The sequence below is a fragment of the Caproicibacterium sp. BJN0003 genome (assembly GCF_026314295.1).
Lineage (GTDB): Bacteria > Bacillota > Clostridia > Oscillospirales > Acutalibacteraceae > Caproicibacterium.
Genome location: NZ_CP111108.1, coordinates 2,154,120 through 2,169,381, shown reverse-complemented (window position 1 = coordinate 2,169,381; position 15,262 = coordinate 2,154,120). Strand labels below are relative to the sequence as shown.

12 protein-coding genes are annotated in these 15,262 nt (G+C 43.2%); 10 read left to right on the top strand and 2 right to left on the bottom strand.

Annotated elements, in window-relative coordinates; all coding sequences use genetic code 11:
* The 3 genes from OP489_RS10825 (at position 1) to OP489_RS10815 (ending at position 4,739) form a co-directional block, all read left to right on the top strand.
* Complete coding sequence (locus OP489_RS10825) at positions 1-888, top strand: hypothetical protein (protein ID WP_266161995.1); 888 nt, start codon at positions 1-3, stop codon at positions 886-888.
* A gap of 246 nt (positions 889-1,134) precedes the next feature.
* Positions 1,135-2,976 carry an NAD(P)-binding protein gene (locus tag OP489_RS10820; RefSeq protein ID WP_266161994.1) on the top strand — a complete coding sequence of 614 codons (1,842 nt, stop codon included), beginning with the start codon at positions 1,135-1,137 and terminating at the stop codon, positions 2,974-2,976.
* Complete coding sequence (locus OP489_RS10815; protein WP_266161993.1) at positions 2,970-4,739, top strand: [FeFe] hydrogenase, group A; 1,770 nt, start codon at positions 2,970-2,972, stop codon at positions 4,737-4,739. Before OP489_RS10820 ends, OP489_RS10815 begins: the two co-directional genes overlap by 7 nt.
* A gap of 46 nt (positions 4,740-4,785) precedes the next feature.
* Here the strand turns inward: OP489_RS10815 and OP489_RS10810 are convergent, their stop codons facing one another.
* Both OP489_RS10810 and OP489_RS10805 read right to left on the bottom strand, forming a co-directional pair.
* Positions 4,786-4,971, bottom strand: coding sequence for a hypothetical protein (locus OP489_RS10810; RefSeq protein ID WP_266163532.1), 186 nt, complete (start codon positions 4,969-4,971; stop codon positions 4,786-4,788).
* Positions 4,972-5,056: 85 nt separating this feature from the next.
* Positions 5,057-5,605 carry a methylated-DNA--[protein]-cysteine S-methyltransferase gene (locus OP489_RS10805; RefSeq protein ID WP_266161992.1) on the bottom strand — a complete coding sequence of 183 codons (549 nt, stop codon included), beginning with the start codon at positions 5,603-5,605 and terminating at the stop codon, positions 5,057-5,059.
* Between the two features lie 275 nt (positions 5,606-5,880).
* Between OP489_RS10805 and OP489_RS10800 the strand changes: the two genes are divergently transcribed.
* From OP489_RS10800 to OP489_RS10770, 7 genes are all read left to right on the top strand, one after another.
* A complete protein-coding gene (locus OP489_RS10800) occupies positions 5,881-6,945 on the top strand; it encodes an exo-alpha-sialidase (RefSeq protein ID WP_266161991.1) in 1,065 nt (354 codons plus the stop codon).
* Between the two features lie 170 nt (positions 6,946-7,115).
* Positions 7,116-9,179 (top strand): hydantoinase/oxoprolinase family protein, encoded by a 2,064-nt coding sequence (locus tag OP489_RS10795; protein WP_266161990.1) that lies wholly within the window; start codon positions 7,116-7,118, stop codon positions 9,177-9,179.
* A 1-nt stretch (position 9,180) separates the two neighbouring features.
* A complete protein-coding gene (locus OP489_RS10790) occupies positions 9,181-10,923 on the top strand; it encodes a hydantoinase B/oxoprolinase family protein (RefSeq protein WP_266161989.1) in 1,743 nt (580 codons plus the stop codon).
* Between the two features lie 30 nt (positions 10,924-10,953).
* Positions 10,954-11,958: an SIS domain-containing protein gene (locus OP489_RS10785; protein WP_266161988.1), complete on the top strand. Its 1,005-nt coding sequence runs from the start codon at positions 10,954-10,956 to the stop codon at positions 11,956-11,958.
* 195 nt (positions 11,959-12,153) lie between these two features.
* Positions 12,154-12,876, top strand: a complete 723-nt coding sequence (locus tag OP489_RS10780; protein ID WP_266161987.1) for a GntR family transcriptional regulator — start codon at positions 12,154-12,156, stop codon at positions 12,874-12,876.
* A 482-nt stretch (positions 12,877-13,358) separates the two neighbouring features.
* Positions 13,359-14,225, top strand: coding sequence for a fructoselysine 6-kinase (locus tag OP489_RS10775; RefSeq protein WP_266161986.1), 867 nt, complete (start codon positions 13,359-13,361; stop codon positions 14,223-14,225).
* A 48-nt stretch (positions 14,226-14,273) separates the two neighbouring features.
* Complete coding sequence (locus tag OP489_RS10770) at positions 14,274-15,260, top strand: ABC transporter ATP-binding protein (protein WP_266161985.1); 987 nt, start codon at positions 14,274-14,276, stop codon at positions 15,258-15,260.
* Positions 15,261-15,262: the final 2 nt, after the last annotated feature.

Genomic DNA, 15,262 nt, shown 5'->3' with positions numbered 1-15,262 from the left:
ATGTCAATAAAATTAAATGCAGATCAAAATCCGATGATGAAACATATCATTTCATGGATTCTATCCTTTTTTCTGAGTCTTTTTCTCTTTTTGCTTTCCTGTGCGGCCCTTTTTCAGGCGACGGTCCTTTCCCCGTCTTTTCTGAAAGAACAGATTGTCAAAAGCAATGCGGCTTTTTATTTGACGCAGGATTTGAAGGAAACGTTCGTATCCTATGGAATCAGCAGTGATTTTGATGAAGATTTTTTTAATTCAGCATTAGATGAAACTCAGGTTCAGTCAGATCTTTTTGGGGAAGTGGATCAATTATATGACCCTTCTGCCCCGCAAATCGATTTTGACAGTTTTCAGAATCAGATGTATCAAAAACTGCTGAAAAATGTAAAAGAGCGGAATATTGAAGTGACGGATACAGTTGATGGGGCTTTGCAGTATCTTGCGCAGGTTTGCCGTGAAAGCTATCAGGAGACAGTTCGTATTCCATTGTTTTCTTATGCTTCCGGTACGCTGCAATTTTTAAAGAAACCAATCTTAATTGCAACCATTGGGCTGGCCGCTTTAGCGCTTTTTGTGATCGTCTTTCTTTATTTTCTTCGGCATAAACGTTCTTTTTGCCGCTACTGTATTTATGCCTGCTCCGGTGCTGCTTTAACACTGTTTGTCCCGTGGGCTGTTGTCGTTTTTTCTGGCAAAATTGAAAAAATTGGGATCACTCAAAAAGCACTTTATGCTCTGATGACAACTTATACCCATCAGGTGCTTTTTTTCCTTCTCTTGATGATAGGAATCCTTGTATTAATGGCCGTCATTTTCTCAATTGTTTACCTCGTGCTGGAAAAAAAGGATTGCCAGAGAATGTTTAATAATCCTTCTGTAAAAGTATTCTGAATTTTTGAGGATAAGCATATCAGAATCAAAAATTGATTTTTAATTCTCCTTTTAAAGCACACAGTGATTTATGTGGGGGCTTTGAAAGGAGAGTTTTTATAGATGCAGAATAGTTAAAATATTTTGTAAAATTTTTTTGAAAGAAAGATGTTTTTTATTTAACATTCCCGGAAAGTATGTTACAGTATTAATGTTCACGTTTTAACAAAGGTTGTCTAAAGAAAAATTTTTAAGAAGTGATATTTTATGAGCCGATTGTATATTAAGACGCAAAGCGAAGCTCAGGCCGTTGTAGAACAGCTTTACCGAAGTGTGGAGCAGCGAATCGCGGCAAGCCCTCCGGGGTTATGCCCAATCGATATGGCGCTGAACTTTTTAAACTTATGCCATGCACAAACATGCGGGAAATGTGTACCGTGCCGTATTGGATTAGGGCAGCTGTCTGAAATGCTGCAGCGGGTGCTTGATGGAGAAGCTTCCATGCATATTCTGCATCAAATTCATGTGACCGCACAGGTTATCGTGGATACGGCAGACTGTGCGATCGGTGTAAATGCAGCACAGCTTGTTCTTCAGGGATTACAGGGATTTCGGGATGATTACGAAGAGCATATTCTTCATCACCGCTGCCTGGGAGCTCTACATACACCGGTTCCTTGTGTTGCGCTTTGCCCAGCAGGAGTCGATATTCCTGGGTACATTTCTCTGATCAATAGCGGACGCTGCGATGACGCGATCCGCCTGATTCGAAAAGACAATCCAATGCCGCTTGCTTGCGGATATATTTGCGATCACCCCTGCGAAGCGCGCTGTCGCCGAAGTATGGTAGATGACCCAATTAATATCCGTGGCCTTAAACGCTATGCTGCCGATCATGCAAGCGAAGTACCGCAGCCTAAATGTGCACCATCCACCGGCAAAAAGATTGCAGTTGTGGGTGGTGGACCGGGAGGATTGTCGGCTGCCTATTATCTTGCATTGATGGGTCACAAGGTTACGATCTATGAACATCATCGCCAGCTGGGCGGGATGATGCGGTATGGAATTCCGGATTACCGGTTGCCAAGAGAAAAAATGGATGCAGAAATTCGTTCGATTTTGACCTTGGGAATTGAAGTAAAAACAGAGATCAATGTAGGAACAGATATTACATTTAGTAAATTAAAGCAGGACTATGACTGCTTGTATCTTTCGATCGGAGCCAACAGCGATAAAAAACTGGGGATTGAAGGGGAAGATGGCTGTCACGGCGTTGTTTCGGCTGTGGAACTTTTAAAGCATATCGGGGATAACGAGATGCCTGATTTTACGGGCCAAAGAATTGTTGTTGTAGGCGGCGGAAACGTTGCAATGGACGTGACACGCAGTGCCATACGGCTTGGCGCAAAAAAGGTGACTTGCGTGTATCGACGCCGTCAGGAAGATATGACGGCGCAAAAAGAAGAGATTGTCGGAGCGATTGCAGAGGGAGCCGAAGTTCAGACTTTGCAGGTTCCTATTCGGATTGAAGCGGATGAAAAAGGCAATGTGGCGGCACTTTGGACCCAGCCGCAGATTATTGGAGAAAAAGATTCCCGCGGACGTCCACGCCCTAAAACAGCAGATGTCCCGCAGAAACGGATCGTTGCAGATATTGTTGTAGTGGCAATCGGTCAGGGAATCGAGACGGCCGGATTTGAGCAAACCGGAATTAAAATTCAGCGCAGCGGTACCTTGCTTGCAAATTCGAATACGGAGATGCCCGAAATGGAAGGCGTCTTTGCCGGAGGGGACTGTGTAACCGGCCCGGCTACCGTTATTCAGGCAATTGCAGCCGGAAAGGTGGCAGCTGCCAATATTGATGAATATTTGGGATTCCATCATGAAATCAAGGCCGAGGTCGAGGTGCCGACTCCGCGGTTTTATGATATGCAGCCGCGAGGACGCGTCGATGTTACGATGCGGGAGGCTTCAGAGCGGAAATACGACTTTGAATGTATTGAATGCGGCATGACGGATGAAGAAGCCAAGCAGGAATCGTCCCGCTGTCTGCGGTGTGATCACTTTGGATATGGAAACTTTAAGGGAGGTCGTGAAAAACAATGGTAAATGCAACAATAGACGGCCTTTCTGTCTGTGTAGAAAATGGAACTTCAATTTTGGACGCTGCAAAAAGTGTTGGAATTTTGATTCCGCATTTGTGCTATCTCAAAGAGATCAATGAAATTGCAGCTTGTCGTGTCTGTGTCGTGGAAGTGGATGGGACAGGCCGTCTTGTGCCGGCCTGCAATAATGAATTGCTCGAGGGCATGGTGGTTCGCACGAATTCACCTCGTGTTCGGCAGGCTCGGCGTACCAATCTGCGGCTGATCCTTTCGCAGCATGATACAAGTTGTACGACCTGTATCCGCAACGGAAACTGTATGCTGCAAAAGCTCTCCAATGATCTGAATATTCATTATCAGCCATATCGGGTTCGTATGGAACGCACGGAGATTGATATGGATGTGCCTTTGATTCGAGAGGCCAGTAAGTGCATTAAATGTATGCGGTGTATTCAAATCTGTGATAAAGTACAGAATATGAAGATTTGGGATGTGGCTGGAACCGGATCCAGAACAACGGTTGATGTTTCTTATAACCGGAAATTAAAGGATACCGACTGTACTTATTGCGGACAGTGTGTGACTCATTGTCCTACTGGGGCACTGACGGCCAGAGATGATACAAATGAAGTGTTTCACGCTTTGGCAGATCCGGATATTACAACGGTGGTGCAGGTTGCACCTGCTGTTCGAGTCGCGTGGGCGGAAGCGTTTCAGCTTTCACCGGAGTTTGCAACGATTGGCCGCTTGGTGTCAGCTTTGCGGCATGTTGGTTTCGATTATGTTTTTGATACCGATTTTTCCGCTGATTTGACGATCGTAGAGGAAAGCCATGAGCTTGCTAAAAAATTGACCCATCGCAATCAATATCGTTGGCCGATGTTTACTTCCTGCTGCCCGGCATGGGTACGGTTCTTAAAATCGCAGTATCCTTCTTATGTAGATTGCCTTTCTACAGCAAAATCTCCGCAGCAGATGTTTGGATCGGTCGTGAAGAGCTATTTTGCAGAGCAGAAGGGAATTGACCCCAAAAAGCTGTTTGTGGTTTCTATCATGCCCTGTATTGCCAAAAAACAAGAATGTGAATTGCCGACCATGAAGGATGCTTACGGAGTGCCATCGGTAGATGCTGTACTTACAACCCGTGAAATCTGTCGTGTCTTTCACAGTGAACATATTGTACCGGTCAATTTAAAGGAAGAATCCTTTGATTCTCCGTTGGGTACCAGTACGGGAGCCGGAGTGATCTTTGGTGCTACCGGAGGCGTAATGGTTGCCGCGCTGCGTTCGGCGTATTGCTTTTTGACCGGTTCTAAGCCGGATCCGGATGCTTTTCAGCTTGTTCACAAAACGCACCCGTGGAAAGAAGGAACGTTTTCCATTCCAAAAATCGGAAAGGTTCATGTGGCAGCGGTAAGCGGCCTTTCTAATACACGCAGACTGATGGAAGCGATCGATAAAGGTGATGTTTCTTATGATTTTGTAGAAGTAATGGCCTGTCCGGGAGGCTGTGCCGGAGGCGGTGGACAGCCGATTCATGAAGGATTGGAATTGGCAGAAAAGCGCGGGGAGTGTCTCTGGCAGATCGATTCCGCGATGCCTCTTCGCTTTTCCCACGAGAATCCGGAAGTTCAAATTTTGTATCGAAAATATTTGGGACAACCACTTAAGGGAAAAGCACATGATCTTTTACATACCGATCATAATGCGTGGAAAATGCCATCACAGATTTTAAAAGAAAACGAACAGAAATCAAAAGAATATTAAAAAAAGCCTGCAGGTTGATTCATTAGAACCAATTTGCAGGCTTCTTTTATGAAAAAGCGGAAAAGTTTTCAGAAGCGAGGCTGTCTACCAATGCACGCATTTCGTTTTTGGAATCGATCGTGTGCGTTTTTTGAAGAATAGCTTCTTTTTCTTCTTTAGATAAGGATTCAAACTTTTGCATGGCTGCTTCATTTTGTGCCAATGCCATACCGAATCCCAAAGGCAGTTCCATGTCTTTCAAAGCAATCACCTCTTTTTCAGTATGGACAAATCAAAAATTAACATACAGAAAAAGGAAAAAACAATGAATTCGCTTATTATTTTTGTAAGGTTGCTTTTGCCTTTTTTTCACGTTGTATTTTTAATAGATCAACACCTTCTAGCTCCAGCAGCTTTTGCTTTTTATCAATCCCGCCTGCATAACCGGTAAGGTTTCCATTTGTACCAATAACCCGATGGCATGGAATAATGATTGAAATCGGATTATGTCCGACCGCACCGCCAACTGCCTGTGCAGACATTTTTTCTTTTTTTAGGATAATTGCCGCTTCTTTGGCAACTTCTCCGTATGTCATGACTTGACCGTATGGGATAGTGCATAAGATTTTCCAGATCGTTTGGCGGAATTCGCTGCCGGAAGGAGAGAGAGATAATTCAGAAATAGAGGGCTTTTCTCCTGCAAAATATCGATCCAGCCAAAGTTTCGTCATGGATAAGATGGGTAAATTTTCTTGCTCAATTGGAGGATCTGACAAAGTGCTTTTAAAATATTTTTGCCCCTCGATCCATAGCCCGACTAGGGATTGATCGGTTGCGACTAGAGATAGAAAACCAACGGGAGAGGAATAATGCGATAAATAGTACATGGTTTTGTCCACCTGCCATTCTAACAGACTGATTGGGTTTGTTTCGTGTGATCAAAATAAAGACAGCGTTAAAGCTTGGCCTTTTTCTAAAACTGCTTTTATTGTACTCGTAGAATTATTTTCTGACAAGTGCAAATTCACTTAATAACAAAAATTATGTGCATAATTTTTGTTTAGTACTTGCATTTTATTAAGATCTAACTATAATACAATTAGATATGAAAAATAATGTAATAGAACGATATATAAGAATTTAAAAGAAAGGAGCTGATTGAATGAGTGAAATTTCTGTGACAGACATTGAAACATATGGAAAAAACGGTTATGACATGTATCGGGTGCCCGGTATGGTGGTGCTTAGCGACGATGACGTTTTGCTGTATTACGAAGCGCGCGCTGCTGCGTCGGATCAGCGAAGATTGCTCTTGCGGCGAAGCTGTAACAAAGGAAAAAGTTTTGGGGAACCTTCCATTTTAAAAAAAGAAAAGGACGGGGTTATGTTACATAATCCTCTGATGATTTCAGGGACAGGAAAGGAGGTCTATTTTTTCTGGAATGAGGATTATAAACGATTGTATTTTCAGAAAAGCGAAGATTATGGGGAAAGCTGGCTGCCCCAAGTGGAACTGATAAGTGTTGTGGAAGGTTGGAGAAAAGATTGGCCATTAACATTGTTTGCAGTTGCACCAGGGCACGGCCTTCAAATGAAAAATGGAACTTTGGTGCTCCCGTTGTGGCTTAGCTGTGGAATCAATGCCCATAATCCAGCCTGTTTTGCTTCTCTGTATAGTGAAGATCACGGGAATACATGGAAAAGGAGTAACTTAGTTCTTTCCAATGACGACGTTCTTGACCCTACGGAGGGAGAAGTGGCGGAGCTTTCAGACGGCAGTTTGTTGGCGACTTTGCGCCATGGAGCTCCGGAAACTCGTCTCAGGGCGTTTGTAAGGGGAACTCCGGAACATTGGGGGAATGCTTATCTGGATCCTTTTCTGCCGGATCCGATTTGTGCTGGAAGCATTTTATCTTTGCCCGACCAAACCTTGCTTTTTTCAAACTGTGCGTGGAAGGATGAAGCATACCTTTTACAGTATCGTGCAGGCGGAACACTGCATTGGAGCAAGAATGCGCGGCAGAATCTGACTTTGCGGAGAAGCATGGATGATGGAAAAACATGGAGCAAAGGAATTCAGCTTTTAAAACAGGGAGGATATTCGGATTTGGGATGCAGCGTAGACGGGGACTTCCTTTACTGCTTCTTTGAGCGTGGTTGGATAGGTGGTAACTGTATTTATAATAAGCATTTGACTTTTGCTCAAATCAAAAAAGAAGTTTTCTGAATCATTTAAACTTTTATTATTGTTAATAAAGAAAGTAATTGACCAGATACTATTGACAAACATCCAGCAGTAAGATATATTACAAATTGAGTTGTACTATAACGTTACATTATAAAGCGAAATTAACAAGCGGATAGTATGACTAAAAAGTATTAACGAGGTGAAAATCCATGGGTTATATGATTGGTGTCGATGTGGGCGGCACTTTTACAGACTTTTCGGTTTTCAATCAGGAAACTGGAGAACTGTTCCATTACAAAGACAGTTCCACACCGGCGGATCCTTCCCGAGCAATCGTAAAAGGAGTTCAGGATGTACTGGAGATTAAGAAGGCAAAAGCTGATGAAGTCGTTTATTTGGCGCATGGCACAACAGTCGGGACGAATGCCCTGATTGAGAAAAAAGGCGCACGTATGGGACTGATTACAACCAAAGGATTTAAAGATCTGATGGAAATCGGAACTCAGCGTCGTCCGTCTCTTTATGATTTGCAGGCACAAAAGCCGGTACAGCTCATTCCGTCAGGCTTAAATTGTACAGTTCCGGAACGAATCCTTTTTAACGGCGAAGTAGAGACTCCTTTGGATGAGGAGGAGACCAGAAAAGTAATTCGGTATCTGAAATCTAAAAAAGTTTCCAGCATTGCAGTCTGCACACTCTTTAGCTTTATTAATCCAAAGCATGAAGAGCGGATCAAAGAATTGATTGCAGAGGAATTTCCGGAAGCATATGTTACGATTTCCAGTGAACTGACACCGGAATTCCGGGAATACAGCCGCATGAGTACAACCGTTCTCAATAGCTATCTTGGACCGGTCATGAAAGAGTATGTGCATAATTTCCGCGAATCGATTCGTGACCTTGGGGTAGAAGTGGAGCCGTATATTACGCAGTCTAATGGTTCAATCATTTCGATTAAAGAAACAATCGACTGCCCCATTAAATGTGCAGTTTCCGGACCTTCTGCAGGAGCGGTCGCTGCTTCTTATATCGGTAAACAATGCAATGCCGATAAGGTCATTACATTTGATATGGGTGGAACCAGTGCGGATATTTCTCTGATAGAAAATTATACGCCGCAGGTTTCCAATGAGCGTGATGTAGAAGGATATCCATGCCGGATTCCAATGATCAATATCATTACAATCGGAGCAGGCGGCGGCTCTATTGCAAAAATCGATGAAGGCGGCGCGCTGAAGGTTGGCCCACGTTCAGCCGGTGCAACGCCCGGACCTGCCTGTTATGAGCGCGGCGGAGAAGATCCCTGCGTAACAGATGCAAACATTGTCCTTGGAAAATTAAATCAGAAAAAGATTCTCGGCGGCAGAATGGATGTCAACTTGAAGTTGGCAGAAGAAGCCATTCAGAAAAAGATTTGTGATCGAAGCGATCTGAGCATACCGGAAGCGGCAAACGGAATTATTACCGTTGTCAATTCCAACATGGTGCGTGCGGTGCGCAGTGTATCGGTTGAAAAAGGATACGATGTGCGTGAATTCAGCCTGATGGCATTTGGCGGAGCGGGACCACTACACGCCTGCGAAGTTGCCAAAGACCTCGCAATTCATACCGTTATCATTCCGCCGCATCCGGGTACTTTCTGCAGCTTGGGACTGCTTCTTGCAGATACCAAATTTGATATGAGCCGGACCATGATTGTAGATGGTGTTGCTAAAAATCTTGCTGCAGTAAATGAACAGTTCCAGAGTATGATTCAGCAGGGAACAGAGTCTCTGGACCGTGAAGAGGTCCCGCAGGATCGCCGCAAATTTGAATTTTCCATTGATATGCGTTATCAGCGCCAGAATTTTGAAATTAATATTCCGGTAAGCAGCGGCAAGATCAGTAAAAAAGAGATGGAAAAGGCAATCTGTGATTTCCATGCGGAACATAAGCGCAGCTACGGATACTGCAATGAAAAAGCAGCAGTACAGTTTGTCAGCTATCGTGTATCCGCAATTGGAATCATTGATAAGCCGGAAATGAAGCCTGCTCCGCTTACCCCGGATGCTCCTCTGCCAAAACCGATTGAAACCCGTAAAGTATTGTTCCAAGGGAAAAACGAGTATGTAAAGACTCCGGTTTACCAGCGCTTTGACTTTGTACCCGGACAAACACTTTGCGGTCCGTGCATTTTGGAACAGATGGATACAACGCTTGTGGTTCCCAAAAACTGGACTCTTCATGTGGATGGATATGAAAACTTGTTGATTAAAGATAACGAGGTGAACTGAAATGGCGGGAAAGAAAGCAGATACCGTTACGGTAGAAGTGGTACGAAACCTTTTGATGAGTATTGCTGAAGAGACCTATGGAATCATTATTCGCAGTGCTTATTCGACGAATATGAAAGAGCGCCATGATGTTTGCACTGCTGTAATCGATCCCGATGGAAACAGTGTGGCACAGGTAGAAAGTTTGGCGGCTCTTCTTGGCTCTATGTTGAGTGTTGTACCGAATATTTATGAAAAATTCGGCAAGGAGAATGTAAAGCCCGGCGATATGTTTATCGCAAATGACCCTTATCATGGCGGCGGCAATCATCTGCCGGATATTGTCATTGCAGCGCCTGCCTTTTCTGGTAAAAAACTGATTGGCTGGATCGCAAATATTGCCCACCATTCCGATATCGGCGGAAAAGTACCTGGTTCCACTTCGGGGGATGCTGACAGTATCTTCCAGGAAGGAATCCGTATTCCTGTCATTCGAATTCGTGAGGGCGGGGAACTGATTCCCAGCGTTATGGACATGCTTTTGGATAATACCCGTGTGCCGCAGGAACGTTATGGAGATCTCACGGCACAGATGTCAGCGAACTTGATCGGAATCCAGAGAATTGAAGAAGCGTATGAACATTATCAGGATACGCTGATTGACTGTATGGAAGAACTGATTCGGTATTCAGAGCGCCGTGTGCGTGCAGTTGTCAAAAAGCTGCCCGATGGAACCTATCCTTATATCGACTATGTAGACGGCTGCGGCGATAAATATCCGGACCCTCTGCCGATTTCTGTGGCAGTGACAATTAAAGGGGAACATCTGATCTTTGATTTTACCGGGACTGCAGATCAGATTGAGGCACCAATCAATGTACCTTATCCCTGCACGAAAGCAGCTGTGTTTTTTGCAGTAAAAGCACTTATGGGCAGTGATATTCCTGCCAATGAGGGAATTAATCGCGCCATTCAGATCATTGCACCGAAGGGCTGCATTGTTAATCCAAATGAGCCTGCACCAATCGGAGCACAGATTGACTGCAGCCAGCGTATTCCGGATGCAATTTTTGGAGCACTGGCACCGGTGTTCCCGGATACCGTTGTAACAGCAGGAAATGGTGCCTGCACAACAACAATCCTTTCCGGCAATGGAGAAATCGGTACCGATAACGTCTTTATTTTCCATGAGGTAATTGCCGGCGGCGGCGGAGCATCACGTCACTATGATGGTCTCTCCGGGGTACAGGTGAATATGACCAATACCTCTAATATGCCGATTGAAGCAACAGAGATGGAATTCACAAAGATTCTTGCCCGAAAATATGAACTCAAAAAAGATTCCGGAGGCGCTGGAGAAATGCGCGGTGGCTGCGGAATCGAGAGAGAGCTGGAAATTCTACAGGACCATGTTTTATATACCGGCCTTGGAGATCGTCATAAGTTCCATCCGTGGGGATTAGAGGGAGGCCTCGAAGGGGGCACCGGAGGTTTCTATCATGTTGAAACGGACGGCAAGATCACGAAGATGGGGCATAAGACAACCAGTAAGCCGATGAAAAAGGGCGATGTGATCCGCGTCATTACGCCGGGCGCCGGCGGATACGGAGATCCTAAAAAACGGCCGGTAGAAAAAGTCTTACAAGATGTTGTCGAGCAGAAAGTATCAGTTGAAAAAGCAAAAGAACTGTATGGTGTTGTTATTTTGGAAACTTCGGACGGAGACTACCATGTTGACGAAAAAGCGACTGCAGCACTGCGCTGATTACAACTTAATAGGAAAGGAAGATTTTTTATGATCAAAGGAATGCAGGAAGTTACCGATGTTATGGAACAGGTAAAAGCTCAATTTGAAAAAGTGAATGGCGGGCTTAAGTATGTCGTCTTTGTAGCCTGTGGTGGTTCTCTGGCTTCTTCTTATCCGGCACGTTATCTTCTGAATGCTGAGAGTACAAATCTTAGTGTATTTGGATATAACAGCAATGAGTTTGTTCATGCAACGCCGAAATGCGTTGGAAAAAACAGCTTGGTGATCTGCACATCTACAAAAGCAACAGCAGAGACAGTAGAAGCTGTCAAAACAGCGAAAAACCTGGGCGCTGTTACGATTGGACTTACCGGTTATGCCGATAGTCTGACAGCTAAGACCGCCCAGTATTATATTACCTATTATCATGCAGACGAGTGGTATGAAGATGCTTCTCTGGTCCATTACAACAGCCAAGGAACAGCTCTTAAGGTCGCGTTTTGGCTTTTAAAAGAGTATGACCACTATCAGAATTATGAGAAGGCTTTGGAAGGTTTTGAAAAACTTCCGGCAATCTATGCTGCTGCACATGAGACAATGAAACCGATCTCGGTACAGTTTGGAATGCGGTATAAAGATGACACAGTATTTAATGTTTTAGGCAGCGGTGCTGCATGGGAAGCTGTTTATTCCGATGCATTCTGCTTTTTCCAGGAAATGCAGACAGTACATTGTGTTCCGATCCATTCTGGAGAGTATTTTCATGGCGCATTTGAAACAACCGATGCAAGTTTGGCAGTTTTGCTCCTAAAGAGCGTAGGACGTACCAGATACTTGGATGAACGGGCAGAGCATTTCCTTGATCAGTTTGGCGGGCATCATTTTGTGGTTGATGCGAAAGAATTGGGACTTGATCAGCTCGACGCTTCTGTTGCGGAATACTTTAATTCTTTGCTCCTGCACCCAATCAGCAAGCAGTTAATTGCTGCGATGGGAGAAGTGCGGATGCACCCCATGACTTATCGCAGATATATGTGGAAATTTGATTATTAATCAGATCAGATTATCTTTTTAGTGTTTGACTTTTTTAAAGCAGGCTTCGCCTTTTTTTCTTCGGGCGGACCTGCTTTTTTGGAAAAAAATAAATATATGGAATGTTGTGATTTCATATAAAACATATTATAATGATTAGCAGTGGTAGTTATATTCATATTAATTTAAAAACTAGATAAAAAGGAAAGAAATATTATGGAATTAAATTATGAAAGCATTGTGCCGCTGTATGAACAAATCATGGAGAGCATCAAGCAGGAAATGCACAGTGGAAATTTGGCACCACATCAAAAACTGCCGACAGAAGATGAACTGAGTACGCAGTATGGTGTAAGCCGAATTACGATTAGAAGAGCGATCGCAGAGTTGGTTAAGCTGGGCCTTGTTGAAAAAAAACAGGGCAAAGGGACTTTTGTCGCTGCACCAAAATTACGCAAAGCTTTTAATCGCCCTGGAATGAGTTTTACAGAAATTTGTGCTGCAAACGGGATGAAAGCAAGTGCGAAGATACTTTTTTCCGGAGTGGAAATTCCTCAAAATGAACAGGTAGTCAAATGGTTGGGACTAAAACCGGGGACTCAGGCAGTCAGAATTTTGCGCCTTCGCTATGCAGATGGCCGTCCTCTGGTGATCGAGGATAATTATTTTTCTATGGAATATGCTTATTTGCTGGCAGTCGATCTAGAGCATAATTCTCTGTATCACTATCTTCGTGAGAAAAAAGGAATTGAAATTATTCCAGGCGAAGTGATCCTTCGCTTAGTCCGCGCCGATTCTAAAACGGCAAAATTGTTGGAAGTAAGCCGTGGAACCCCGATGCTCCAGATTGACAGCTGTACCCGAAAGGGAGATGGGGATGTTTTGCATACCTGTCATCAGGTAGGGTACGGTGAAGATTTCGATTTTATTGTGCGCTGAAAAAATTTTTATTTTTGTTATCATTGTTTGAGATCAATTTTATGCCATTGGATTTTTTATTTATCTTAGAAAATTCAATGGCTTTTTTAAACTTTTTAAAAGTTTTAAGTGCTTTTATTTTTTAAATTATGAATTTTGTAATCATAAAAAGTTCAAAATGAACGGATTTTTCCGATTTCAACTTCGAAAAGTAATAAAAAAAGGTTCAAGTTTTTGTGAAGATTTAAAAAACAACGGATGATTTGGATATTAATTAATTTTGTTAAAAAATTACCAAAAGATCGATAAAATAAAATGAATACTAAATATTATGCGAGTAATAATTGACTTTTAAAAAAATTGGTGTATATAATGATATATAAGATATTATATTGGAACAATATAAAAACAGGGTTAATTGATATCTTAACATTGAAATAATTAAAGTAGGAAAATGCAGGATTATAATTTTCGATTTTCTGATACTGCGGAGGGCAACGGATATGATTAGAACAATTGGAATCGGAGATAATGTCTGTGATAAATACCGGCATTTGTCGCAAATGTTTCCAGGAGGTCAAGCACTGAATTTTGCTGTTTACTGCCGAATGGAGAAACAACAAAGTGCTTATCTGGGCGCTTTCGGGAACGATGCGGTAGCTGCACATGTAAAACATGTTTTAGATTTGTTGGGCGTGGATCGCTCTCATTGCAGAGAATATCCAGAAGAAAATGGTTTCGCAATGGTTGATCTGAAAAATGGAGATCGGGTTTTTATCACAAGCAATAAAGGCGGTGCTTTAAGAAATCACCCGTTGGTACTTTCTCAGGAAGACCTTCAGTATCTCAATGAGTTTGATGTTATGCACACCAGCAATAACAGTTATATTCTTGAAGAACTGCCCAAATTGCAGAAGCTAAACGGAATTTTATCTTATGATTTTTCTGGCTCGTGGAAAGATGAGGAACAGACTCAAAAGATTTGTCCTTATTTGGATGCAGCATTCCTTTCTTGTTCTTCCTTATCAAAAGAAGAAGTGCAAGACCTGGAAGTCAAGATGTATGGTTGGGGTTGTGGATTGATTACTGTAACCCGTGGGGAAAAAGGCGCCATCCTTTATGATGGAAACCGCTTTTATGAAAACGTTCCGCATTTAGTGAAAGCAGTCGATACCCTTGGCGCTGGCGATTCTTTTGCAACGGGAGTCCTTCTGATTTATGGGGAAAGCAGAAAAGAAGGGCTTTTGCAGAAAGATTCAGAAGCTTATCGTGAGATGATAAAACAAGCATTGGAAAAGGGTGCAGAGTTGTCTGCGAAAACATGCATGACCTACGGTGCTTTCGGATATGGAACAAAAATGGTTCCGTAATTTAGATATTTTTATCTTCTATATCACTGGAGAAAGAAGGCGATTCGCTTGGAGAAAGAATTATTGCAGGTAAAGGACTTGCAGATGGTATTTGAAAATAAAAAAAGATCCTTTACAGCAGTAGATAATCTGAGCTTTTCTATACAACGCGGTAAAACGCTTGGAATTGTAGGAGAAAGCGGCAGTGGAAAAACGATGGCTTCCCTTTCTGTAATGGGATTGTTGCCTAACCAGGGAAGAATCAGCGCAGGAGAGATCATTTTTGAGGGAAAAGATCTCAGAAAATGCTCAGAAGCCGAAATGAATAAAATTCGCGGTTCTGAAATGTCTATGATTTTTCAGGATTCCATGATGAGTCTTGACCAGGTATATACAGTGGGATACCAAATTTCTGAAGCAATTTTGGCACACGAAAAAGTGAGTCGGCAAGAAGCGAAAAATAGAGCTCTGTCATTGATTGGAGCGGTCGGAATTCCACACCCGGATCGAGTTTATGATTCTTATCCGTTTGAACTTTCCGGAGGAATGTGCCAGCGGATTATGATCGCGATTGCACTCAGCTGTAATCCAAAACTTCTTTTTGCGGATGAACCTACTACGGCTCTTGACGTTACCGTGCAGGCGCAGATTTTGGATTTGCTCAAAGATATGCAAAAAAAATATCAGATGGGGATTGTGCTGATTACACATGATTTAGGCGTTGTTTCAGAAATTGCAGATAACGTGATTGTGCTTTATGCCGGTCAATCCATGGAGATCGGTTCTACAGAGGTCATCATGCATAACCCCAGTCACCCTTATACTTCCGGCCTTATGAAGGCAATCCCAAAGGTCGGGGAAAAGAAGGATATGCTTTACAGTATCGACGGAATGGTACCGGATATTCGACATATGCCAAAAGGCTGCCGTTTTTGTACCAGATGCCCATTGGCAGATGATCGGTGCAGAGAGGAACAGCCTCAAATGCGGGAAATCGAACCCGGACATTTTGCGCGGTGCCATAAAGCGGTTCCGCAGGCGAAAGGTGGGTGTTAAAG